Genomic DNA, 22,987 nt, shown 5'->3' on the forward strand with positions numbered 1-22,987 from the left:
TTTTACTTTCTATATTATTAAAATTTTATCTCATTCCTCGCATCATTTGCATCATTTTTCTTCCACCACCACCTTGCATCATCTTCATCATTTTGCTCATTTGGTCAAACTGTTTCATTAGTTGGTTGACCTCTTGAACGGATGTTCCTGATCCTTTAGCGATTCTTTTCTTTCTACTTGCGTTAATAAGACTTGGAGTACTTCTTTCTGAAGGAGTCATAGAGTGAATAATAGCCTCTATTCCTTTAAAAGCATTATCATCAATATCAATATCTTTTAAAGCTTTTCCTGCCCCAGGAATCATTCCAACTAAATCTTTCATGCTACCCATCTTTTTGATTTGTTGAATTTGACTTAAAAAGTCATCAAAACCAAATTGATTTTTGGCAATCTTTTTCTGAAGTTTTCTAGCTTCTTGTTCGTCGTATTGTTCCTGAGCACGCTCAACTAACGAGATAACGTCTCCCATTCCTAAAATACGATCAGCCATACGATCTGGATGGAACACATCAATAGCATCCATTTTTTCACCAGTACCTATAAACTTAATAGGTTTATCAACAACAGATTTTATTGAAAGAGCGGCACCACCACGTGTATCACCATCTAATTTTGTAAGAACTACACCGTCAAAATTCAATAGATCATTAAAGGCTTTGGCTGTATTTACAGCATCTTGCCCTGTCATAGAATCTACAACAAATAAGGTCTCTTGAGGTTTAACAGCTTTATGGATGTTAGATATTTCCGTCATCATTTCCTCATCTACAGCCAAACGACCAGCCGTATCGATTATAACAACATTCTTACTGTTTGCTTTTGCATGTTTAATAGCGTTCTGAGAAATTTCAACAGGATTTTGATTACCTTCTTCGGCATAAACTTCAACTCCTATTTGCTCTCCCACAACACGAAGCTGATTGATAGCCGCAGGACGGTAAACATCACATCCTACAAGTAATACTTGCTTAGATTTTTTTGTTTTTAAATAATTTGCAAGTTTACCAGAAAAAGTTGTTTTACCAGAACCTTGAAGCCCCGACATTAAAATAACTGTAGGCGAACCTCCTAAATTTATTCCAACGGTATCACCACCCATTAAAGCTGTTAATTCGTCTTTAACGAGTTTCACCATTAATTGGCCTGGGTTTAATGTAGTTAATACGTTTTGACCAATGGCTTTTTCTTTAACCGTTTTGGTGAAATTTTTAGCTATTTTAAAGTTAACATCGGCATCAAGTAGAGCTCTACGAACTTCTTTTAAGGTTTCGGCAACATTAACTTCGGTGATTTTTCCGTGTCCTTTTAGCGTGTGTAACGCCTTATCTAACTTTTCGCTTAAATTATTAAACATGTATCGGCTTCATTTTTAGAGGCACAAATATAGCGATTTTAGTTCTAGTAACGTAGCTTTTACTATGGTAAATTGAAGTGATTGTAGTTAATTTTTAGTTGACCTTAGGATAATGAAGAGATAATAGGACTTGTATGAATCAAATCAAATTTAATTCAGAATTTCGTAGATGTTTAGTACTCAGTTTTTAACTGTTAAAATAACTGTTAAAATCAGCCTCAACTCCTAAAAATAATTAAGAATTATTGACTGAATAATAGGTGAAATAACTAATTTTGGCTGCTTTTAAAACTTAAAACGTTTAGAAATGAAAAAGATATGGTCCCCTATAATTTTCTTTGTTTTTATAATTTCATCAACAATACAAGCACAAACAGAGGTAAAGTTTAATGCTTTAACAACGGCTTTTTTAATTCCTAATGTTGGTGTAGAAATTCAAATGACTGACAAGAGTAGTGTTCAATTAGATGTGTTGGGTTCTTTTTGGGATTCAATTGGTGGTAGTCCATTACAAATAACTCAAATTTTTCCTGAATATAGAAGATACTTTAAACCAAATATGCGTGGCTTTTTCGTTGGAGGACACGTTGGTTTTGGAATGTTTACCTTAAGAAAGTATGGAAAGATTAAATACTCATACCAATCAGGAAGAAATACATACTTCGGTTTAACAGTTGGATATAAAACGGACATAGGTAAAAACTGGGCATTGGAATTTTTTGTTGGAGGAGGAAGCCAACAGGCCCATTATCGTGGATATAATGAAGACGGTGAGCGTGTAGATAATATAGACGAATCTTTAACCAGACCTTTTAATTTGAGTGGAGAGTTTATCCCATATCGTGGAGGAATAATGTTAGTTTATCGTATACCTCCGAGAAAGAGGTAAGGCAATTTAGCGTACCACTTTATGGTTAGAGATCGTCGGTGAAATGTTTTCTTGATTTTTTTTGATTAAACTTTTCTTTATTGTAGGTTTCAGATTGATTTTTAGGAATGGAAAGAGATTTCCAGTTTTCTTTTAAAATGAGTTTTCCTAAAAAGACAATCTGTCCAATATGATAGGGGTAATGACAAAGTTGCCTATTTATTGCTTCAGTAACCGTGTGACCTTGATTTCTGATATGGATGATTTTTTCAAGATCATTTGAGCTTAAAGAATTTAGGGCTGCAAGAAAACAATTCCATCCTTTTTCCCAGTATAAGACAACTTCTTTCTTAGATGCAAAAGAATTAACGAATTCCGAATCTCGATTTCTCCAATCTTTTTCTCCATCTTCGGTTAAAAAGTTAGTCCAGCGTGAGAGCATATTTCCAGCGATATGTTTCACTATGATAGCTATTGAATTGCTTAAACTATCAGGTGTATAAAATAGTTGTTCCTCTGTTAACCTGTTTAAAGTTTCATCTCCAAGTTTTTTATAATAGTTTGCTTGTTTAACAACACTCGATAAATAAGAATTTTCCATAGATAAAAAAAGAGCTAGTTTCTACTAGCTCTAATGTACAAATATTATTTTTTTGGAATGAACTCCAAGGCAACTCCATTGATACAATGTCGAATACCTGTAGTTTCTCTTGGACCATCTCTAAATGAATGCCCTAAATGCCCGCCACATGTATTACACTTCAATTCTGTTCTGGCATAACCAATTTTGTAATCTACATCAGTTTCTACATTTTTTTTAATTGCTCTATCAAAAGATGGCCATCCTGAACCAGAATCATATTTGTGTTCAGATTTATACAAGGGAGTTTTACAAGCGGCACAAGCGTAAATTCCCTTTTTATAATTTTTGTTTAACGGACTTGTAAATGGTCTTTCTGTACCTGCTTGTCTAAGTACATAGTATTGCTTTGGTGTAAGGAGTTTTTGCCATTCGCTATTTGGTTTAGAAACTTTATATTTCTTTTTCTGTGCAGTTGATACCGTTGAAAATAAAATTCCAATGAAAACGAATAAAACGTATTTCTTCATACATCTAAAATTTAACGATTCTACAAAAGTCAACTTTTAATAAAGTTGATTATTTTCGAAGTAACTTCTTTATCTCGAAGTATTTTGGTATGCCCCAAACCTTGAGTAATAAAAAGTACACCCTCCTTTAAACTTTGACGAATCTTTATAGCAGAACTTACAGGAACATCTCCATCCATGCTATCATGAATTACCAATGTTGGAATTTGTATTTTTTTAGCAACAACACTTGAAGAATGATTATCAATATCTCTTTGCCATTGCTTATCGAATATATTTTTCATTTTCTCAGCAATAATAGGTTTTAATTGCAAACTATTTGTGAAACCTCTTATCACACCAGATATGTTATCGGCAGCGCCAATTGTTATTAGTTTATTTACAGAGAAACCTTCGGCTATAGAGTTATATAAACACATACCACCAAAAGAATGACCAATGGCGATTTCAAAAGGGCCAAACTGTTTGTCAATTTCCCTTATGGTTTCTACAAATTCGAGCATGGAAGTAGTTTTTCCTGACGATTTACCATGGGCAGGACCGTTAAAAGAAATGTACATATACCCATTTTCAAGTAATTTGTCAGCAGCTAAAAATAGTTGGGTACTTCTACCTGCCCATCCATGAACAAATAGAACTTTTCGTTTGGAATAACCGTATTGTAAAACTTCAACATTCTTGTTTATACTCGGAATTTGAATTACTTTTTTTTGAGCACTTTTGTACAGCATTTTCTCTCTCTTAGGAGGAGGGAATTTTACTGGTGTTACAAAGAGTTTTGTACCGAACTTGGCAGCATAATTTGATGATATAAATTGTAGTGATTTAGCAAGTAATATTATTTTTTTTGGTATTTGAATACTTTTTTGATGTACACGTACGTTGGTAAAATTCATCAATTGGTGTTTTTACTATAAATATAGAATTTGTAAATTAGAAGACATAATTAATGAGATGTTTTGTGACATGAAATTTATTTTTGTGTCATACTACTGTATAATAACCTGAACAAAATATTAGAGTATGAAGAAAATGATAGCCTTAGCATTTGTGGCTACTATGTTGGTGCAGTGTAGTACAGTGCCCATTACTGGAAGAAAAAGATTAAATATGGTAAGTGATGCACAAGTATTACCAGCCAGTTTTGCCCAGTACGAAGGATTTCTAAAAGAAAATAAGTTGTCGAAAGATGCTTCTAAATCAAATCAAGTAAAAAGAGTTGGAAAGAAAATTTCCGTTGCAGTTGATAGATTTATGAGAGCAAATGGAATGCAAGCTGAAGCGGATGCCTATAAATGGGAATTCAATTTGGTCGAAGATAAAACAGTAAATGCTTGGTGTTTACCTGGTGGTAAAGTTGTGTTCTATACGGGTATAATGCCTATTTGTGCAAACGAAGACGGGGTTGCTGCAGTAATGGGACATGAGGTAGCGCATGCATTTGCTAAACATGGACAAGAAAGAATGTCAACAGGACAGTTGCAACAACTTGGTGGAGTAGCAGTAGCTTTAGGTACAAGAAATAGTAAAAATGCCGCTTTATGGAATACAGCTTATGGTATTGGTAGTCAGGTTGGTGTAATGCTTCCTTTTAGTAGAACACATGAAACAGAAGCAGATAAATTAGGTTTAGTGTTTATGCTAATGGCTGGTTATAATGGAGAAGAAGCTGCTGAAGTATGGGTACGAATGAGTCAGCGTGCAGGGAAAAAAGCACCACCAGAATTTTTAAGTACACACCCTTCGAATCAAAGCAGAATTCAAACTTTGAGAGCGTATTTACCTGAAGCACGTCAATTAGCTGCAAAGTATAACGTACCTGCTAAAAAATAAACAAGTACTTATAATTTATATTATATTGCAAACCGTTCTAATTTTAGAACGGTTTTTTATTTAGTTAATTATGTATAAAATTGGTAGTAAAAAAGTGATTAACGGTTGGGCCTTTTACGATTGGGCTAACTCTGTTTATTCACTTGTAATAAGTACAGCGGTTTTTCCTTTGTACTACGGAGCAATTACAGAAAACAAAGTAGTTCAATTCTTGGGGATTGAGTGGGAACATCCTGAAGCACTTTATAACTATGCCTTATCGTTTTCGTTTTTAGTAGTTGCCTTTATTTCTCCTATTTTATCTGGAATAGCTGATTATACAGGGAGTAAGAAAAAGTTCATGCGATTCTTTTGTTGGATGGGATCTCTAGCTGTAATGAGTTTGTATTTTTTTAAAGGAGTAGATACAGTTTGGATTGGAATATGGTTCACCATATTAGCAAGTATCGGTTTTTGGGCGAGTATTGTATTTTACAACGCTTACTTACCTGAAGTTGCATTACCTGAACAACAGGATAGAGCGAGCGCAAAAGGTTTTATATACGGATATGTTGGTTCCGTATTGTTACTATTGGTTTGCCTCGGTATGATATTGTCACAAGAAAGTGGTGAAGACAAGCTTACAATGATGAGATATTCTTTTGTTATTGTTGGAATTTGGTGGGTTGGTTTTGCACACTTAACATTTAAGAGACTTCCGAATAATATTTACAACAAAAAACCAGAGGATGATTATATCTGGAAAGGTTTTAGAGAGTTAAAGATTGTTTTATCAGAACTGAAAAACTATCCTTATCTAAGAAAGTTTCTAGCTTCATTTTTCTTATTAAGTATTGGAGTGCAGACAATTATTTTAACAGCGACAATTTTTGGGTCGAAGGAGCTAGGATTGGATTCTACAAGTATGATTATTACGGTACTTCTAGTTCAAGTAGTAGCAATATTAGGGGCGTTTCTATTTTCAAGATTATCCGAAAGATATGGAAATATATTAGCCTTAAAAATCACTCTAGGAATATGGACGCTGGTATGTTTTTGTGCGTTTTCATTGGACAAAAGCTTAGAGAATGTAGATTTGTACTTCTACGGTTTAGGTGGTTTATTAGGTTTTGTATTAGGAGCGATTCAGTCCTTAACTCGTTCAACATATTCTAAGTTATTGCCAGAAACTCAAGATCATACAATCTACTTCAGTTTTTACGATGTTACTGAGAAAATAGCTATCGTTTTAGGAACTTTCGTTTATGGATTGCTGTATGCTATGACAAACTCAATGCAGTGGAGTGTTCTTTGTTTGGCAATATTTTTCTTAATCTCATTTATTATACTAAGTACATTGAAGAAAACTAAATATGTTAAGTAAGACAGAGGTTATTTTTTCAATGATTTCATAAATGATCTAGGAGATTCACCAACATGTTTTTTAAATACTGTGGCAAAGTATTGAGAGGAATTATAACCCAATTCAAATGCAATTTTGGTTACCTGACAATTGGTTTTCATTAATTCTTTTGCCCGTTGTATTTTGATACGACTAATATAGGTGTTTGGAGGAATACCGAAGTTTTGTTTAAACCAAACTTTAAAGTAAGCAGTGGACAAAGAAAATAAATCGGCAAGTTCATCTACATAAATTTGTCGATGTATATTTTTTTCAATGAATTCATCGATGTCCTTTAATTTATGTGTTTGATCTTTGTTAGTTGTTCTATTACTTTCATTAAGAGTTTCTAACAAAAGTTGAACAATTAAATTATTAATACTTATCGTGTTTATTGTGTTTTCTATACACTCTAAATGCCTAATTATTTTTTCTAAAATAGGCTTCAAGTTAAAAGTACCCTTATGAACTTTTCTTTCTTTTGTTCTAAGTTGATTTATTAAGTATTTAGATTCCTTTTTAGATAAGTAGCATAGTGTTCCATTTTCGCATAACTCAAGTTGTAACCAAAATAATTCACCAATATCTTCAGGATATGCACCACTTCCGTGCGGAACATTCGGAGGAACTATAAGAAATTCATTTCCTCGAAGTTTAAATAACTCATTATCTATTTCATAAAATTGCTCGCCTTTCAAATAATAACAAATTTCAATAGAATCTTTGTGCCTGTGGATTTCTAAGTTAGGCTCCGCTATATGATAGTTATAATAACCAAAATCTAAACAACCTTTGAAACCAAGTTTATTGAGATTAAATACCTTTCTCTTATTATTAGGGTTATGCATTTAATGAATTTAGGGGATTAAGTATCATTGTAATACAACAAAAATATACGATTAATTTATTAAAATATTCAATATTTAGTAATAAATAGCCTTTAAGAACTTTGGTTATACTTATAATAAGTCCTGAAATACCAATAAGATACTCTTTTTTTTCAGAAGATTTAAGTTTTTTTGAGCATCAATGATGAAAAATACAGGTTAAATTGAAAACTACGAATAGCTTATTTCCAGCTTCATATCTTCCAAAATATGTTTTTCATGCATATATCTTTTCGTGCTTTTTTGCCAATGATAAGAAGCCGAAACAACAACGTCAAGAGCATTCAAATATTCAGTTAATGATTGTTTAATACCTTCTGTAAAACCTGTTAATTTCCTCTGAATAGTCTTATGTGTATTCTGATAATTTTGGTGAATAAGGTTAACCTCTTCTATTGATTGTTTGGTAGCTTCAAAGAGAGATAGATTGTTGTTATATTTTATGATAACATTGATTAAGTTATAATCGCTATGTTTTTCTTTAGGATACGAGAATATGTCATTAGACAAACCGCCTATAAGCGCACATTCATATCTAATTTTAGAAAGTTCTGGAATTTGCTGAATTAACTCTTCGGTTAGGTAAATATCATACATATATTCGATAAGATCGATAACAGGAAGCATTCCACCCGTGTGCAATCTAATTTCGAAATATTCCTTTATTGATTTGAATAAATATGGACTCAAAGAATACTGTAAATGATTAGAGATTGATTTCGTTAATTTGTTAAAGTGAAATTTAGAGGAGTTATTTCTAAATTCAGAGCTAATAAGTCCTAATCCTTTATAAAGGTTTGATAACCTTTCATCACTCGAATGATAGTAATTATCATTTCCTGCCCAAATATTTAGAACTTTATTAATATCAGGAAGTATTCCTTTTTGTGTATCTTCTCCGAAAAAATCATCCATAAAGTATAATACATCATAGAAAACAACTGCAGTTATCATTTTATGGACAGGGGCATTATTGTAAACATAATTAGTCATTGTAGTATGATGATTATATAATTCAGAATCAGCAATACCTAATTTTTCGGAAATTTCTCTAGCTTTCTTTAATATGATCTTTGAATGACAATGAACCTTTGAAGGAGTTTGCGAAATAGTTAGTAAGTGAGAATAGAATTTCATACAATTTCAGTTTGAAAAATGACCAAAAGTAGTTTCAAAAGATAAAAACAATGCATTTTATTTCTGAATTGTTTGTTTTTTCTTCTGAATGGTAATTATAATAAGAATACTAGAGTCATTTCAAATTTATTTCATGATTCAATGACAAATATTTATAACAGAAACTGAAATAATTTGTACTCAATAGCTTTTGAATCAAAGAAATTTATTTAAAAAAGTATAATATAGTTCTGTATAACAATATTAAAAGATTCTAAAAAAGAAATACCGTTATTTTGAAGTATATTTTATTTAAAGAATAAGGTAAACATTGTTTTGGTTTTATAGGTGTGTAGGTTGCACCTATGGGCTAGTTTAGAACAAGAGGGGGGACATCTTGTTTTAACGGGTAAATTCATGAAGAATGCAATAGAGATAATTTATGGTTGTATTTTCTAGAGTTTACCCTTTTAAATTTGTAATAAATTGGTTTAAAGTAATATTTCTTATTCTAACTTCAGAGCTTTTAGAAACACAGCCCTCGAAAAACTCAATTGACATATTTAAAAAGAAAAGTGAAACCCACCCAAATTTCTTCGGGCAGGTTTGTTAGAAGGGAGATCTAATTTGAGTATTCGAACTAATTTGGATATTCGAATGGATCATTATTGTTTAATGATTGCCCAGTCATGGTTTCAATAACATCCCAGTGCTCTATAATCATTCCATTATTATCAAATCTGAATATATCAATAACCCCAGAAATAGCATTTTCTATTGCGTTTAAATCCTCAACTTTTGAATGAATAACTACCATATCGCCTTGGGCAATTACCTTTGCAATGGTTGTATTTGATTTGTAATTGATGCTTTTTAAAAAAGCCATTAAATCCAATAACCCTGTCTTTTTATCAGCTGCAGTTGGATTATGTTGAATGTACTCATCAGCAACATAATTTTCAACGGCGGATAGATCATCTAAATTGTCAAAAGTTTTCAAAACAGCGATAGCTCTTTCTTTATTTTGTGCTAAGTTTTGTTCAGTATGAATATTGGTATCAGGACCAGCATGCATGGTATTGTCATTGGCTGCTTCACTCGGAGGTGACTGATATTGGTCCCAATGCTCTACTAGCTTGCCATTTTCAACACGCCATATATCAACGTAAATATACTGTTCTGAACCGACGGTCCATAAGGAATGTAAGGCTGCGTAGTCATTTTCTCCAACTACTCTTAATATTTCTATTTTGTTATTGCTATTAGCGTTTGATTGTAATTCTTCTCTCAAAGGCTCAACACCATCCGCATAAGCTGGAGCATGTTGTTTATAGGAATTTCCAATATATTTATTGAATTTAGTCATGTCTTTTTCAACAATAACTTCTTGGTAAAAACCTCTGGCAATTTCAGCAGATGTTAATTCGTTTGTGATGTCGTCATTATCATCGCAACTTATGAATATAAACAGGGCTGCAACAATAAATAAAGGGTTTAATAAATACTTCATTCTTATATTTTTTCAAATTACAAGGCAAAAATGAAGTACTTAGTATCAAAAAACATTGAACTAGTACAATAAATTGAATGAGTGTTTAAGTTTTTAGGAAAATAGATTTATTCTCTCACTATCTTTCTACGAATTTTACTAAGAAATTCATGAGAAATACCTAAATAAGAAGCTATTTGAATGTTGGTAAGACGCTCAGCAATTTGAGGATACTTCGATATAAATTCAATATAACGCTGATCCGCAGTGGTACTTATATTTCGGATCATTCGTTGTTCTAATGCCACGTGAGATTTCTGGGTCATAACCCTAAACATTTTTTCGATAGCGGGAATTTGCTCAAAGGATTTGTTTTTATTTTTTCTATTGATTAACAACACCTCGCTATCTTCAAGAGCTTGGATAGTAAAAGTAGCTGGAGTTTTGTTTAGAAAGCTATTTAAGTCGGTTACCCACCAATTTTTGATACCAAAGTATAGTGTGTGCTCATTTCCTTTTTCATCAATGGTAAATAGTCTAAAACAACCTTTTATAATAAACCCCTCAAAATTGCAAATATCTCCTTGCTTTAACAAGAACTCTTTCTTCTTTATAGAAACCATATCAAAATAGTTGACAAACTGATGTAAGTGTTCATCTGAAATATCTACCAGTTTTTTTACATATTCAGCTAATAACTCCATATTTTATAAAGAGGTATTATTTAAAAGTTCTTGAAAAAGATTTATATATTCACCAATATGTGATCCATCTATAAGAGCATGATGGGCATGAATTGACATAGGCATTTCCTTTTTATTACCGTTGTCCGTCATTTTACCAAAACTAATCTTTGGACAGCTATCTTCAAACTCGAAATGTCTAGCATGTGATAAAGCGCTAAATTTAATCCATGGGATAGATGAATAATGAATAACATTTTCACTTGAAGTTGCAGGAATAAGGGTAGTAGTTGCTTGAACTCTTTCAATTTCTAATTTAGCCTCTCTTTCAAATTTAGAAAACTCGTTATAAAAAGCCATGTAAGAAAAACCAAAAGTTCCATTGGGCCTATTTATGGTTGGTGAAGCATTTACTTTGTCATAAACATAAACCTCTCCAGCAATAATTCGATACTTAAAATTTTCAATTTTATTAACGGCTATTAAAGATCTATGAAGGTAAAAAAGAAAAAAGGAAATGTTGTTTTTTTTACAAAAGTCATAGGCAATGGTACAATCGATATCTACCGTTAAACCATAAAAAGGTTCACTAAATCCTTTAAAAAAATCAAAAATTTCTTTTCTGTTCCAATTGTTAATATCAAGTTTAGTTTTCATAGTACTGCCCAAATATCTTGCAATTTAAGTAATTCTAAAAAATGGTGTTTGCTTGTGGTCAAAAAAAAAGGCACATTTCAAATGTGCCTTTTTTAAATTATAAATTTTACTGTTCACTATCGAGTTTTATACTAAAATTGATAGGAAGCTTTAAACTTAATGTTTTTCCTTCCTCTATAGTTATACCAAAATCTAACTTTGGAAGGTTCTCAATGATTTTTATACTTTCATTTATGAAAATTTCATGAGGGCCTTCAGCTGTAACATCGACAGTTTTTCCTTCATGATTAACTTTGAATCTAACCAGTGTTTCAACTTGTTCACCTCCTTTGTAGCCAATGGATTTCGCCAAACTGTCAATCTTGGTGCTGTCGTAGTTGAGAATAGCGTTAGAGATTACTTCTTCATAATTTCCTTGTCCTACTGCTAAATGAGTAACCAGAAAAAAGAATAAAATGAATACCTTTTTCATGAGATTGATTTAATATTTTATGGGATGGTAAATATAACGCAACTTAGTCAAAAAACAAGAAAGAATTTTTGTTAAAACTGCGACTGTTTTTTTAACATTTGTAAGTAGCTCAATTATTTTTTTATTAGAGTAAAGATTTAAGATAGAATAACTTGTTATGTTTTGAAATAAATGACAAGACAATTTTATCCTTTTATGGTGTTATGAAATCAATTTTGAATTTGCATTTGATTTTCAACAAAGTGTTTAAACTGACGAACCCATTTTTCAATTTGTTTTCTATAAATGGACGGAAAAAGTAAAGCCATTAACTTTGGCAAAAACCAATTTATTCTAGTGTATTCTACTTCGTAACTATATTTTGTTGTCGAAGAGTCTAACTCTTGGAAATAACACTTCATAGTATTATCCATAAACTTATGATGGTAATGGGCATCAAATGATTCTGGAAAATCGTTATTAATGATAGTTTCGACTAATGTCATTTTTCTTTTTCCTGTTTGATAAAGCATTTTCGAAACAGCTCCGTTTTGTCCAAAACTTCCGGAAATTAACTCTTTACTAACAAAACCATCTTGATACTCTTTCAGATATTCTGGATTTGAAAAGTATTCTATTACTTTATTCCTTGGGGCGTTTATTTCAATACTTCCTTGAATTTTCATTATGTTATAATTTCATAAGTTGTTTTACTTTCAACTCATTTAAAATAAGAAATAATTTGAAAAATAAATAGTTTACCTTCTAACTTATTTTATTTTTTATCAGGAACTTAGATTTAATTCTACTTAATGTTTCCTGCGATATATTAATGTAAGATGCTACAATCTTATTGGGTAATCGTTTTACAATATCAGGATTAACTTTAAATAGTTGTTTGTATCGTTCTGATGCATTTAACGTAGTAAATGAAATTAGTCTTTTGGAATTATTTACATATGCCTTTTCTAAATAGATATTATAAAAGTCTTTCCATTGAGGAATAATTTTCATGAGATATCGGAAGTCATCATGAGTGATATATAAAAGATCACTATTTTCAATGACTTGAATAGATTCTTGAGCAGGTTGATTTGTTATAAAACTAACTAATTCTGTTGCAAATTGATTTTCGAAAGCAATATAACGGGTAATATCTTTCCCTTCCTCATCTATATAAAACAGTCTTAAACAACCTTTAATAACAAAATAACTAACCTGGCTGTTTTTTCCGCTTGGAAGTAAAATCTGATTTTTACTTTTTTTAATTGTTTTAAAATATGACAGTACAGTTTTTAAATCTTCATCGTCAATGTCAACATTCCTTTTTATGAACGTTATAAGTTCCCGGTGATTTTTCATTTAGCTATAGTCTCTTACAAATTTACGATATTGAATAATATCTTGAATCGAAACCACAACCATATTATGTTCTGTAGCAAACTTTACTATTGAGTCATTTTTAGCCATTGTTCCGTCATCATTCATTAATTCACACAAAACAGCTTCGGGTTTTAAACCAGCTAATTTCATTAAATCGATGCTTCCTTCGGTATGTCCTTTCCTTGATAGTACTCCTTTGTCATTAGCTCTTAAAGGAAATACATGACCAGGTTTAGCCAAATCAGTACTTTTAGCACTTTCATTGCAGGCAACCTGAATGGTTTTTAATCTATCTTTAGCGGAAACTCCTGTTGTAACACCTTCTTTTGCTTCTATTGAAATAGTGAAAGGTGTTTGAAAATTACTGGTATTGTTCTTTATCATGTATGGTAAATCAAGTAAGTCAGCTTTTTCATTAGTGATGCATAAACAAACAATACCACTACATTTTCTGATCATCAATGCCATCTGATCGACGGTCATGTTATTGGCTGAGAATATTAAATCGCCTTCATTTTCCCTGTCCTCATCGTCAATTAAGATAACTCCATTTCCATTTTTAAGATTGTTTAATGCTTTTTCCAATCGTACTTTACTGCTACTGTCAAATATTTTTAGTATGTCTAACTCCGCAATTGTCATTTTGAATGTTTTATGTTTTTGTGAGACTACAAATCTACTGTTGTTTCAAGCCAAACTATTTGACCTAGGTCAATAAATAAACCTATTTGACGGTAGTTATTGTTGGGTTTTTAGCTACAAGAGGCAATTTATTATTTGCATTTATGAAGTTGAGGTATGTATGTTGTAATTTAAATAAGGTGGAGTTTAGCATAATCTAGCTTTTCCAAGATTATGTGTTGTTATGCTTAGTTTTTATTCGTTAATAGTTGCTGTACTAAGTTTCTAATTTTAGAATTTTGCTTTTTATCCTTTTCAATTTTCTTTTGCTGTCTATTAACCTCTGATTTAGCTTTTTTCTTTAAAGTTGGAAATAAAATAACCTTTAAAGCTTTATCAACTCTATTAACAAATTAGATAATTGAGATTTAAACTTGGATTTATTTTTCTTTTCGTTTTCAATATCATTTGGAATCTTATTCTTTATTTCAATAATTTTTAGGTTTTTATCTAGAATAAGCGTTTTGGGATATCCAATTGAACCAAATGTTTTAATATATTCTCTTGACTCTATTAAGTGTATAAAATTGAAATTATTCGTTTTTAAGAATTCCTGGACTTCATTACGAGTTTGAAAAGTAAGAGAAATGAAGTTGACTTTATTTTTAAATTCTGATTTGATTTCGTTTAAAAGAGGAATTTCATCTCTGCATGGTTGACAACTACTAAACCAAAAGTTGATAACAGTGGGTTTTCCTTTTAGAGATTGAGAATTGAGTTTTTTTCCATTTAACTGTGTTAATTCGAAAGGAGGTAACTCTTTTCCTTTATATTCATGAATACTTTCTTTGAACCTTTCATTCATAAGGTTTTTTAAAAATACTCGTTTTAACGAATCATTTTTTTGAGCTAAAAGTATATTTGACAACAATACTACAATTAAAAATAACTTTTGTTTCATGGTTTTATTTTCTCAACTAATATATAAATAGTGAGCGGATTAAATAAATTCTTTTAAATCCTTGAATTCACGAATAACTTTATTAGCATTTTCTAAAGTTTGATCGCTTGACATTGGATTTGAATAACCAAAAACGAAAATTCCAGCTTTATTTGCGGCTTCTATTCCATTGTCTGAATCTTCAATAATTACGCATTCCTCTTTCGATATATTGGCCATGATAGAAGCTTTTTCGAAAATCTCAGGATGTGGTTTCGATTCTTTTAAATCAGCGCCACTAATTTTCCCAGTGAAATATTGGTTTAACTCAAATCGATCAAAAACACGATTAATATTAGGCATTGATGATGAAGAGGCAAGAATTAGAGTCATTCCCTTGTCAAAAAAATATTTGATTATTTCATGAACTCCATCTACAAGTTTTAAAGATGGATCGCTTTCAAAGTAGTTGATATAATAGTTTCGCTTTTTTAAAACCAGTTCACTTGGATCGAGGTTTAATTTAAAGCGAGTAACTAATTTTTGAAAAGCATTGAGTGTTGAAGACCCAGTAATCGTTTTATACAATTCTTCAGATACTTCTATACCTAATGAGGTGAATGTTTCGTAATAGGCTTTTTTGTGAATGAATTCGGAATCAATAATTACTCCATCCATATCAAATATTACACATTTTGTATTCTTTAATGCCTCGGTTTTGAATTGCATACCTGTATTTTATAAGTGTTTTGATTTTGCACAACGGTTAGAATAGCAGCAGTAATATAGCAAAGATAGCTATGATTTGTTATACATTTTTAGTGTATTCATGTTTTAGGTTATTCTATTATTCCAAAAGGATACAGTGGATAATTTTCATCCATTTTAGAATAGTACTTATTTAGTAAGTGGTTATCACCCAATTCATGGCTAATTGAGACCATATATCCAAATACCAAATATTTATGAATTGAATTTATTGAATTAGCTTCTATTTCTTTATCAATTTCTCGTATAGTCTTTCTTGCTTTTTGTTTTATATTTTCTTCTCCATCATCGAATAAATTCTCATCTGAGATAAATGAGTCTACAGTCAATTTTAGGGTAATGATTTGTTGAATCAATTTATTTTTACTCATATTTTTAAGAAACTCATTCAAATCTTTTTGAGAGCCACCCCATTTAGGTTGAATAGATTCAGATTGATGTATATATGCCCAGACATTATTTGGATCTAATTGAATACATTTTTGAAAATTTAATGAAGCTTTTTCATATTCGTCAAGACTCATGTAAACACGTATTAACCTAGCTTTAGCTTCGGCTACCAATGATTTATTCTTTGTTATTTTATTCAATAATTCTTTGGATTTTTCTTGGTAATCGATAAACCCCATAGCATCATCTTTATCAACATCATTAGAATATGCATAGCCTCTTATCTTCCAGCCTTTATGACTATGATAAACCCCTATCGCTAAAGTAGAAGACTCAGAATTATTAGATTGATTATACCATTTTTTTAGTATTTCTCCTTCAATATTTAAAGCTAAACAATCCATCGTTTGGGATAAATTATCTGAAGAAAGAGTTTTTATCATCTCATCTGCCTTCGCATAATTTCCAGCAAGGACTTCGTTCTTAATAGTTTTTGCTTCCTTCAAACCAAATGAATAATCACTTTTTGAAAGTCCCTTATTAATAGTTTGCCCACAGGCGGAAAAGACAATAGTTTGTATCAGCATTACTATTTTTACAAAATTTATTCTTTTATTGATTACTAAAAACATTTTGTCAGTGATTGGTTACAATTTTTCGCCAAAAGTAATTAAAATTTATTGATTGCTGGGTTACAGCGAATACTTTCAAAATTCCGCTGAAATTAGTACTTATGATAAGTTTTTTAACCTTTTAATTATATCTAATATCATTAATTTGTAATTGAGTGAAGTCTAACACAAAATATAAGAACTGGAGTAAGCGAAGCGTATTTGAGCTAATCGATCTATATGAGTATTTTTATTTCTTAGACAGTGTGTAGAAATTACCCATTAACGCAAAAAGGAAATAACCTTTTAGTCTAGCTTTAAATTATTCTGAATTCATGTATAATTTTGTCTATCATTTTTATTTTAAAAATCTTCTGTTTTTTCTAATAGTAATGCCACACCTTCTTTTGAAGTAGCTATTTCACTTTTTAACCAACTTTCGCAAAATTCTTTTTTAGAATATTTTATTTTCCCATGGGCGGGATCAGAAACCCAAATAGAATCAGTTTTTGCTTCAAACACAACTACAAAATGATTATTATTCCAATGAACGATAGCAGGCAATGGTGCTTCATTAACTAATTGTTCAAATGAAATTTTCACACCTAAGTTTTTTAATCCTATACTTTCAGCAGCTTCGCTTAAACCAAGTAATGATGTTCCATTACGTTCCATTCCTGATAACTTTTCTAGTACTTTTATGTCAACATCTTTGCCATAATACTGGCAAATCATTTTTAAACATATCGGACCACATTGGACAGGTTTTTCTTGAAGTATTATTGGGAAATATTTATTTTTTATGGAATTGTTACAACTTGAGTGAATTGTAATTGTTAAAAGTAAGAGTAGAAATTTAATTTTCATTTTTTGTTATAATGGTATAAAACGTTTTGGCTAAGTTGGATTTTAATACAGTTTAGGTGGTGTCATACTTATTTCTCTTAAATTCTTTAATTTTTGAATCGATTTCCTTTCTATATTGGTCAAGGTCGAATATAAGAATAGGCATTACTTTATCGCCGAAGTCCCAAGTTATTTTATTATCATATATAACAAAATCTACCATTAAACCACTACAGTAAATATCTCCACATTTACACGTATATATCGGAATTTCAGATCCAAAACCATAGTTTAATAATTGGGGATCATCTGTTGATAAAGGATTATTAATTTTTTCTCCTTTAAGAATTAGTGAAGAAAATTCCAAATTTTTCAAATCCAGTCCGTCATTAATCCACCCAAGGAATTTATTCTCTTCAATAAATGAATTATAACCATACTTTTTATCAATAATATCCTTTAAATTCACTCCATCAATCATGTATTCAAAATGAGAACGATCCCGAAAATTTTTCGAATTTAGTTTCTTCAATGTCAGTTTGAATTCGCTTATCATAGATCAATTAAGTGTAACATTTTGTATAAACCCTGTTTTAATGGAGTTTAGGTATTGTTATGTACTTCGTTTTATTACTAATCGTATCTTTGAAACAGTGTCATGCCCACCTTGTTGTTGTCCAAATAAATACGATAATGCATCAAATGGGTTTAATCTTAATAGTGTTCGATACGATAATTTTCTGAAATTTGGTTTTAGATTGTGCATATCTACAACTTGTGTTTTTAGTAATCATTTTACCTGGAGTTTGGTTTAAAAAATATTCAAAACTGAAATAATAAAGTATATAAACACAATAGTATAGAGTTGTTAGGGCAATAGAATAAAACAGAGGTCTTATGAAACCTGAAATCAAGGTTATTAAGAGGATGTCACAAACAAAATTTATTATTCTTGTTCCTTTATTTATTTCGTTCATTTCTTTTGTAGTGGTTCACAGTGATCTATTGTAGATAGCATTTTGACTAAGCTGTGTTTTAATGTGCTATTGGTTTTGTTGTGTGGCGTTTTTTATTATTTCTTTTATTTCATAAGTTCCAAATGAAGCCATTATATCTTTTGACAACAGCTTGGTATCCGCACCTTTATCAAGTAAATATTTTAAAGTTGTAGGGTCTTTTGTATTGTATACTGTAATTATTGCGGTATTCAGTAATTGACCATTATTAATATTTATATCAACTCCTTTTTGGATTGCGAATTTTAATCCTTCAATTTCATTGTTGTGAACTGCATAATATGTTCCTTGATAATCATAATTTGAAAGATCCGCACCATTAGAAATAAGGTATTCGGCTGTTTCAATTTGAGAATAGGCAATAGCGTTTTCAAGAGCAACATCTATTTCAAGTTGCGTATGACCTGGCTCTAAGAGACTTTTTAGTTCTGTTAGATTTCCATCTCCAGCTAGGGCTTCAATTTTTATTTTTCTAGAATCTTCCATTTTATAATGACATACAACGGTCTCGGCTATGAGTAGTTGCGTGGTTTAGCACTTAACTTTGCAAGTACACACCAAACTTAAAATCTGCAAGGATTTTCAGAAGTAGGCGAGAACAAGCAATTAAATATAGCCATTGTTGGACAATCGCGCTCTTATTTCAAAATTAATTTCGATGATATTATTTTGGCGTTTTCAAACCTAATTTTAACAAAGTATATTCCTTTTCTGAAACTTGATAAATCAATTTTTATTTCAATTTTATTGTCAGTATCTTCATAATAAACACTTTGACCTAAAGTATTATATAATTCAATGGATTTAATTTTCTGAGAAACATTGGATTTAATATTTATAAAATCAGTTGTTGGATTTGGGAATATTGATATAGTGTTTTTTAAATCAAATTCTGTTAAACTAAGTGTACCTGTTGTAAATTGATAAGTGTCGGAATAGATTACACTACCACTATTAGTGGCAGCTAATCGGTAATAATAAGTTGTATTAGCTAGTGGATTATTAATCGAACCATTTATTAAATTAGTATTATAACCGTAAGCGTAATTTGGTGTACCAATCACTGATGAACCAAAACTGTCTGTAAGTCCGTATTCAAAATGAACATCTGTTAAAAAAGCACCATAAGGATTAATTAAGCCTTTAATTTCTAGAGAATTGTTTTGAGTTTCTTCTATAGTTCCACTAACAATAATAATATTTCCTGAAAAATTAAAAACACCCTCGTCGCTATAAATAGTATCTCCATTATGAATGGCTTTTAATCTATAATAGTAATTTAAGCTCGTATCTAGACCAGTTATGATAGTGCTAACAAATGACGAACTATTAGCATTAACTATTGAAGGTGTAGTTACACTATTGTTTTCGAAATCAATACTTCCATATTCAAACACAATTTCAGTTATATCTTCATGATAAGAAGTTAAATATGCTGATAACGTAACATCAGTGCCATTGATACTTGGACTGTAAAGATTTATATTGTATTCAGGGTGTGTAGTAAAAGATTTTATGTTACCATAAATATCTTCCCCTTGATGTGTTGCCTTAATTCTGTAAAAATATTGTATTTCAGGTTGTAGATTACCTAAGCCTGCCGCAATATTTTCAGTCGTGTTGCCATTAACCGTTACTGGTGTACCTATTATATTATTATTTAAATTATCCGCACTTAGTCCGTATTCAAATTCGACATTTATAATATCATGTTGATTGGACACAATATTACCTGATATCTCCGCTGTAGTTGCTGTATAGTTGTATGTAAAATTTGTAGCTATTTCATAATCAGGAAGTGTTGTAAAACTCAGAATTTCACTATAAGTTATATCCGAACTCTGTATTCCAGATAATCTAAAATAGTATGTAGTGTTTGACTCTAAACCAGCTAAGTCAACAGAAACATTTAAAGAATCATCTGAATTAATTGTATTTGGTGTTGTTGAAATGCTGTTACTGAAAGAGTAATCTGGACTGTATTCAAATTGAATGTTTGAAATAGATTCACCATTTGATGTGACATTACCACTTAAATTAGCAATAGAATTAGATACATTCTCAGCAGAGTTAAGATGTAGAGTTATGGTTTCATATTCTACATCGCTTCTATAGATTTTACCATTAGTTCCTGCTGTATAAATTTTGTCATCAATAAGTTCTATAGAATTGATTTTATATTGTTGTGTAAGATATTCCCAACTTACTCCTCCATTTTCTGTTTTATATAGCTTACCATCTTCATCAGTTATATAGCCAACATTTTTAGAGTAAAATTTAACTTGAGTATACCATCCATAAGGAATTTCTAATTCTTCCCAATTAGTTCCACCATCATTAGTCTTATAAATCAAGCCTTGATCACCGACAAAATACCCATTGTTTTCATCAACAAAATGAAAAGCATTAATATCTTCGTCTACCTCAATATTAAGACTCCATGTGTTACCACCATCTACAGTTTTATACATAGCGTCATAATAGTTGCCAAAGCCAACCAAATCATTAACAAATTGGATTTGTTCAAATCTCACTTGACTTAAAACTTGTGTCCAAGTATTACCCCCATTAATAGTTTTCATCACTTTTCTATTATAAATATTAGAGCCTCCACCACCTGATGTAAACCCAATATTTCCATCTAAAAAATAAATTGAGCTTGCTCCATAATTGAATAACCCATTTCCATTATTTAAAGCAGTCCATGTAACACCACCATCTATAGTTTTGAATACATATCCGTAGGATCCATAAGCCATTGCGTAGCCTAAATTTTCATTGACAAAAGTAAAATCACTAGCAAAAACAGAAGTACCTAAATTTAAAGAACCAACCCAAAACCATATATCTCCGCCATCTGTCGTCTTATAGAAATTCTCTCCAGACTGAGCATAGCCTATGTTATTATCAAGGAATTGTATTTGCCTAAAATTATTATAGTTTTCCGAATGTGATATCCAAGTATTACCACCATCCATTGTTTTAATAATACGACCACGAGCACCTGTGGCATAACCAATATTACTGTCTTGAAAATAAATGCCATACATAGAGGTATTTGAATATCTACCATTTTGAAAGCCTGCCCAAGTCCAAGTAGTTCCACTATCTATAGTTTTAAAAATCACTCCATGATCTCCTGTTGCATAACCATTGTTTTCGTCCAAAAAATAGATTGAATATATAGCATCATTAATTCCTGCTACCTCTACCCATGTTTCTCCTCCGTCTATGGTTTTAAACATATAACTATGTTCTTGTGTTGAAAATCCAATATTTTCATTAACAAAGTAAACCGTAAAATAATCTGAAGGAGTAATATTACTGTTATCTCTTGTTATATACCAATTTTGACCTCCATTTATGGTTTTTAGTATGATTCCATTATTACAAACTGCATGACCAACTAAAGAACTGGTAAAAGATGTTTTATTTACTGCAGAGTTTGGAACACTCAAACTTTCCCATGTAGTTCCTCCATCATCAGTCTTTACAATACTATTTGAAGTTGACAATATAATATTGTTGTCATCAATAATATTAACAGTATTAAAACTGCTATTAAATCCTGTAGATATTTGACTCCATGATACTCCGTTATCTATAGATTTCAAAACATATCCATAGTTTCCAACAATATAACCGGTTGAATTATAGAAACTCATGTCATTACCACTAGAGATATTCTGTTTCTTTAACCAATTATTTCCTGCATCTATTGTTTCCAATAATTCATTAGATGTTATTATATATCCAATATTAGTTGTAACAAATTCAACATCTTTTCCTGTATTAGCAGTTGGCTTTGGGTTTAGTAATTCCCAATTTGTTTGAGAGTGAATTTTATTTATGCATATTATAATACAGAATAGGATAAGTAGATTTTTTTTCATTTCAATTTATTAATTTAATTATTCAAATCGTTCAACATGTTGTCCGACTAGTTATATCCATACAAATACAACTGTTATCTGTTGTATATTTCCGGATAACCGTACCTTTTGGATTTTGTTATCCATTTGATTTAATATTCAAAAAGTAACACCTAAAAGCTAAGTTTCTAAGAATTAGAAACTCCTTTTATGAATTGGATTCCTCCGAACAGAATAGCCCCCCAAAATATATACCCTATATCGGCAACCGTAGCAATAATTCCACCGATACACCAAAGGGCGCCATAGAGCATATCCTTATTAGCTGCCTCTTTTTTTGCTTCGATTATTTGTTGTTCAAGATTATTAACAATAGAAGTAGAACTCTGTTCATCGAGTCCTTTTTCTATAAGAATCTTTTTTGTTTGAAAAGCACTCTTTTCTTGATTAATCATTAAATCAGCAGCATATTGGTATAAATTATTTGCTGCCTCTGAAGGTTGGTTGATTTGATTTTCCATAACGTTTTTTATATTTAGAATTATATCTATTAGTACGGTTTAAAAAAATGATACTATAAATTAAAGTGTTGATACAATTTTTGGTATTTATTCTAGCGCATTTTTGGCAAAGATAATATTCTTAATGAATATTACGAATATTATTTCAAATTGAGATTAATCACAGTTGTTAAGTGTTATGCCATATGCA

At 30.8% G+C, this 22,987-nt stretch carries 25 protein-coding genes; 3 read left to right on the top strand and 22 right to left on the bottom strand.

What is annotated here, in order from left to right; all coding sequences use genetic code 11:
- Nucleotides 1–25 precede the first annotated feature (25 nt).
- Nucleotides 26–1,354 carry a signal recognition particle protein gene (gene ffh, locus ACKTTV_RS09290; protein WP_408030562.1) on the bottom strand — a complete coding sequence of 443 codons (1,329 nt, stop codon included), beginning with the start codon at nucleotides 1,352–1,354 and terminating at the stop codon, nucleotides 26–28.
- A gap of 307 nt (nucleotides 1,355–1,661) precedes the next feature.
- On the opposite strand from ffh, the gene ACKTTV_RS09295 reads away from it, so the two are divergent.
- The gene (locus tag ACKTTV_RS09295; RefSeq protein ID WP_408030563.1) at nucleotides 1,662–2,243 is read left to right on the top strand and encodes a DUF3575 domain-containing protein; all 582 of its coding nucleotides are present in this window, start codon (nucleotides 1,662–1,664) and stop codon (nucleotides 2,241–2,243) included.
- 25 nt (nucleotides 2,244–2,268) lie between these two features.
- Here the strand turns inward: ACKTTV_RS09295 and ACKTTV_RS09300 are convergent, their stop codons facing one another.
- The 3 genes from ACKTTV_RS09300 to ACKTTV_RS09310 are packed head-to-tail and all read right to left on the bottom strand — an operon-like array spanning nucleotide 2,269 to nucleotide 4,228.
- Complete coding sequence (locus ACKTTV_RS09300) at nucleotides 2,269–2,823, bottom strand: DUF1572 family protein (protein ID WP_408030564.1); 555 nt, start codon at nucleotides 2,821–2,823, stop codon at nucleotides 2,269–2,271.
- 44 nt (nucleotides 2,824–2,867) lie between these two features.
- Complete coding sequence (gene msrB, locus ACKTTV_RS09305; RefSeq protein WP_408030565.1) at nucleotides 2,868–3,332, bottom strand: peptide-methionine (R)-S-oxide reductase MsrB; 465 nt, start codon at nucleotides 3,330–3,332, stop codon at nucleotides 2,868–2,870.
- 29 nt (nucleotides 3,333–3,361) lie between these two features.
- A complete protein-coding gene (locus tag ACKTTV_RS09310) occupies nucleotides 3,362–4,228 on the bottom strand; it encodes an alpha/beta hydrolase family protein (protein WP_408030566.1) in 867 nt (288 codons plus the stop codon).
- Nucleotides 4,229–4,355: 127 nt separating this feature from the next.
- Between ACKTTV_RS09310 and ACKTTV_RS09315 the strand changes: the two genes are divergently transcribed.
- Nucleotides 4,356–5,165: a M48 family metallopeptidase gene (locus tag ACKTTV_RS09315; RefSeq protein WP_408030567.1), complete on the top strand. Its 810-nt coding sequence runs from the start codon at nucleotides 4,356–4,358 to the stop codon at nucleotides 5,163–5,165.
- A gap of 70 nt (nucleotides 5,166–5,235) precedes the next feature.
- Entirely contained in the window at nucleotides 5,236–6,528 is a 1,293-nt protein-coding gene (locus ACKTTV_RS09320) for an MFS transporter (RefSeq protein ID WP_408030568.1), read from the top strand.
- An 8-nt stretch (nucleotides 6,529–6,536) separates the two neighbouring features.
- Here ACKTTV_RS09320 and ACKTTV_RS09325 read toward each other — a convergent pair whose 3' ends face one another.
- From ACKTTV_RS09325 to ACKTTV_RS09410, 18 genes are all read right to left on the bottom strand, one after another.
- On the bottom strand, nucleotides 6,537–7,394 hold the full coding sequence (locus ACKTTV_RS09325; protein ID WP_408030569.1) for an AraC family transcriptional regulator: 858 nt from the start codon (nucleotides 7,392–7,394) through the stop codon (nucleotides 6,537–6,539).
- 210 nt (nucleotides 7,395–7,604) lie between these two features.
- On the bottom strand, nucleotides 7,605–8,570 hold the full coding sequence (locus ACKTTV_RS09330; protein ID WP_408030570.1) for a terpene synthase family protein: 966 nt from the start codon (nucleotides 8,568–8,570) through the stop codon (nucleotides 7,605–7,607).
- A 619-nt stretch (nucleotides 8,571–9,189) separates the two neighbouring features.
- A complete protein-coding gene (locus tag ACKTTV_RS09335; protein ID WP_408030571.1) occupies nucleotides 9,190–10,059 on the bottom strand; it encodes a nuclear transport factor 2 family protein in 870 nt (289 codons plus the stop codon).
- Nucleotides 10,060–10,166: 107 nt separating this feature from the next.
- Nucleotides 10,167–10,742: a Crp/Fnr family transcriptional regulator gene (locus ACKTTV_RS09340; protein WP_408030572.1), complete on the bottom strand. Its 576-nt coding sequence runs from the start codon at nucleotides 10,740–10,742 to the stop codon at nucleotides 10,167–10,169.
- 3 nt (nucleotides 10,743–10,745) lie between these two features.
- On the bottom strand, nucleotides 10,746–11,378 hold the full coding sequence (locus ACKTTV_RS09345; protein ID WP_408030573.1) for a CatA-like O-acetyltransferase: 633 nt from the start codon (nucleotides 11,376–11,378) through the stop codon (nucleotides 10,746–10,748).
- 106 nt (nucleotides 11,379–11,484) lie between these two features.
- Entirely contained in the window at nucleotides 11,485–11,850 is a 366-nt protein-coding gene (locus tag ACKTTV_RS09350) for a hypothetical protein (protein WP_408030574.1), read from the bottom strand.
- A 209-nt stretch (nucleotides 11,851–12,059) separates the two neighbouring features.
- The gene (locus ACKTTV_RS09355; protein ID WP_408030575.1) at nucleotides 12,060–12,515 is read right to left on the bottom strand and encodes an SRPBCC family protein; all 456 of its coding nucleotides are present in this window, start codon (nucleotides 12,513–12,515) and stop codon (nucleotides 12,060–12,062) included.
- Nucleotides 12,516–12,594: 79 nt separating this feature from the next.
- Entirely contained in the window at nucleotides 12,595–13,191 is a 597-nt protein-coding gene (locus ACKTTV_RS09360) for a Crp/Fnr family transcriptional regulator (protein WP_408030576.1), read from the bottom strand.
- Nucleotides 13,192–13,854 (bottom strand): 3,4-dihydroxy-2-butanone-4-phosphate synthase, encoded by a 663-nt coding sequence (gene ribB / locus ACKTTV_RS09365; RefSeq protein ID WP_408030577.1) that lies wholly within the window; start codon nucleotides 13,852–13,854, stop codon nucleotides 13,192–13,194.
- Between the two features lie 364 nt (nucleotides 13,855–14,218).
- Nucleotides 14,219–14,794: a TlpA family protein disulfide reductase gene (locus ACKTTV_RS09370; RefSeq protein ID WP_408030578.1), complete on the bottom strand. Its 576-nt coding sequence runs from the start codon at nucleotides 14,792–14,794 to the stop codon at nucleotides 14,219–14,221.
- Between the two features lie 39 nt (nucleotides 14,795–14,833).
- A complete protein-coding gene (locus ACKTTV_RS09375) occupies nucleotides 14,834–15,502 on the bottom strand; it encodes an HAD family hydrolase (RefSeq protein ID WP_408030579.1) in 669 nt (222 codons plus the stop codon).
- A 110-nt stretch (nucleotides 15,503–15,612) separates the two neighbouring features.
- Complete coding sequence (locus ACKTTV_RS09380) at nucleotides 15,613–16,518, bottom strand: hypothetical protein (RefSeq protein ID WP_408030580.1); 906 nt, start codon at nucleotides 16,516–16,518, stop codon at nucleotides 15,613–15,615.
- Nucleotides 16,519–16,905: 387 nt separating this feature from the next.
- Nucleotides 16,906–17,409 (bottom strand): cysteine peptidase family C39 domain-containing protein, encoded by a 504-nt coding sequence (locus ACKTTV_RS09385; protein ID WP_408030581.1) that lies wholly within the window; start codon nucleotides 17,407–17,409, stop codon nucleotides 16,906–16,908.
- Nucleotides 17,410–17,461: 52 nt separating this feature from the next.
- Nucleotides 17,462–17,920 carry a hypothetical protein gene (locus tag ACKTTV_RS09390; protein ID WP_408030582.1) on the bottom strand — a complete coding sequence of 153 codons (459 nt, stop codon included), beginning with the start codon at nucleotides 17,918–17,920 and terminating at the stop codon, nucleotides 17,462–17,464.
- Between the two features lie 81 nt (nucleotides 17,921–18,001).
- Entirely contained in the window at nucleotides 18,002–18,154 is a 153-nt protein-coding gene (locus ACKTTV_RS09395; protein ID WP_408030583.1) for a hypothetical protein, read from the bottom strand.
- 277 nt (nucleotides 18,155–18,431) lie between these two features.
- Nucleotides 18,432–18,890 carry a hypothetical protein gene (locus ACKTTV_RS09400; protein ID WP_408030584.1) on the bottom strand — a complete coding sequence of 153 codons (459 nt, stop codon included), beginning with the start codon at nucleotides 18,888–18,890 and terminating at the stop codon, nucleotides 18,432–18,434.
- A gap of 152 nt (nucleotides 18,891–19,042) precedes the next feature.
- Nucleotides 19,043–22,297, bottom strand: a complete 3,255-nt coding sequence (locus ACKTTV_RS09405; protein WP_408030585.1) for a T9SS type A sorting domain-containing protein — start codon at nucleotides 22,295–22,297, stop codon at nucleotides 19,043–19,045.
- A 167-nt stretch (nucleotides 22,298–22,464) separates the two neighbouring features.
- Nucleotides 22,465–22,797: a hypothetical protein gene (locus tag ACKTTV_RS09410; RefSeq protein WP_408030586.1), complete on the bottom strand. Its 333-nt coding sequence runs from the start codon at nucleotides 22,795–22,797 to the stop codon at nucleotides 22,465–22,467.
- Nucleotides 22,798–22,987 lie beyond the last annotated feature (190 nt).

The sequence above is a fragment of the Tenacibaculum xiamenense genome (genome assembly GCF_964513065.1).
GTDB lineage: Bacteria > Bacteroidota > Bacteroidia > Flavobacteriales > Flavobacteriaceae > Polaribacter > Polaribacter xiamenense.

Excerpts from the sequence above, each read along its gene's own strand:
- ACKTTV_RS09360 (WP_408030576.1), bottom strand. The coding sequence starts at position 13,191 with ATGAAAAATCACCGGGAACTTATAACGTTCATAAAAAGGAATGTTGAC.
- ACKTTV_RS09370 (WP_408030578.1), bottom strand. The coding sequence starts at position 14,794 with ATGAAACAAAAGTTATTTTTAATTGTAGTATTGTTGTCAAATATACTT.
- ribB (WP_408030577.1), bottom strand. The coding sequence starts at position 13,854 with ATGACAATTGCGGAGTTAGACATACTAAAAATATTTGACAGTAGCAGT.
- ACKTTV_RS09295 (WP_408030563.1), top strand. The coding sequence starts at position 1,662 with ATGAAAAAGATATGGTCCCCTATAATTTTCTTTGTTTTTATAATTTCA.
- ACKTTV_RS09400 (WP_408030584.1), bottom strand. The coding sequence starts at position 18,890 with ATGGAAGATTCTAGAAAAATAAAAATTGAAGCCCTAGCTGGAGATGGA.
- ACKTTV_RS09325 (WP_408030569.1), bottom strand. The coding sequence starts at position 7,394 with ATGCATAACCCTAATAATAAGAGAAAGGTATTTAATCTCAATAAACTT.
- ACKTTV_RS09350 (WP_408030574.1), bottom strand. The coding sequence starts at position 11,850 with ATGAAAAAGGTATTCATTTTATTCTTTTTTCTGGTTACTCATTTAGCA.
- ACKTTV_RS09380 (WP_408030580.1), bottom strand. The coding sequence starts at position 16,518 with ATGCTGATACAAACTATTGTCTTTTCCGCCTGTGGGCAAACTATTAAT.
- ACKTTV_RS09410 (WP_408030586.1), bottom strand. The coding sequence starts at position 22,797 with ATGGAAAATCAAATCAACCAACCTTCAGAGGCAGCAAATAATTTATAC.
- ACKTTV_RS09330 (WP_408030570.1), bottom strand. The coding sequence starts at position 8,570 with ATGAAATTCTATTCTCACTTACTAACTATTTCGCAAACTCCTTCAAAG.
- ACKTTV_RS09375 (WP_408030579.1), bottom strand. The coding sequence starts at position 15,502 with ATGCAATTCAAAACCGAGGCATTAAAGAATACAAAATGTGTAATATTT.
- ACKTTV_RS09335 (WP_408030571.1), bottom strand. The coding sequence starts at position 10,059 with ATGAAGTATTTATTAAACCCTTTATTTATTGTTGCAGCCCTGTTTATA.
- ffh (WP_408030562.1), bottom strand. The coding sequence starts at position 1,354 with ATGTTTAATAATTTAAGCGAAAAGTTAGATAAGGCGTTACACACGCTA.
- ACKTTV_RS09405 (WP_408030585.1), bottom strand. The coding sequence starts at position 22,297 with ATGAAAAAAAATCTACTTATCCTATTCTGTATTATAATATGCATAAAT.
- msrB (WP_408030565.1), bottom strand. The coding sequence starts at position 3,332 with ATGAAGAAATACGTTTTATTCGTTTTCATTGGAATTTTATTTTCAACG.
- ACKTTV_RS09300 (WP_408030564.1), bottom strand. The coding sequence starts at position 2,823 with ATGGAAAATTCTTATTTATCGAGTGTTGTTAAACAAGCAAACTATTAT.
- ACKTTV_RS09310 (WP_408030566.1), bottom strand. The coding sequence starts at position 4,228 with ATGAATTTTACCAACGTACGTGTACATCAAAAAAGTATTCAAATACCA.
- ACKTTV_RS09395 (WP_408030583.1), bottom strand. The coding sequence starts at position 18,154 with ATGCACAATCTAAAACCAAATTTCAGAAAATTATCGTATCGAACACTA.
- ACKTTV_RS09315 (WP_408030567.1), top strand. The coding sequence starts at position 4,356 with ATGAAGAAAATGATAGCCTTAGCATTTGTGGCTACTATGTTGGTGCAG.
- ACKTTV_RS09340 (WP_408030572.1), bottom strand. The coding sequence starts at position 10,742 with ATGGAGTTATTAGCTGAATATGTAAAAAAACTGGTAGATATTTCAGAT.
- ACKTTV_RS09320 (WP_408030568.1), top strand. The coding sequence starts at position 5,236 with ATGTATAAAATTGGTAGTAAAAAAGTGATTAACGGTTGGGCCTTTTAC.
- ACKTTV_RS09385 (WP_408030581.1), bottom strand. The coding sequence starts at position 17,409 with ATGAAAATTAAATTTCTACTCTTACTTTTAACAATTACAATTCACTCA.
- ACKTTV_RS09345 (WP_408030573.1), bottom strand. The coding sequence starts at position 11,378 with ATGAAAACTAAACTTGATATTAACAATTGGAACAGAAAAGAAATTTTT.
- ACKTTV_RS09355 (WP_408030575.1), bottom strand. The coding sequence starts at position 12,515 with ATGAAAATTCAAGGAAGTATTGAAATAAACGCCCCAAGGAATAAAGTA.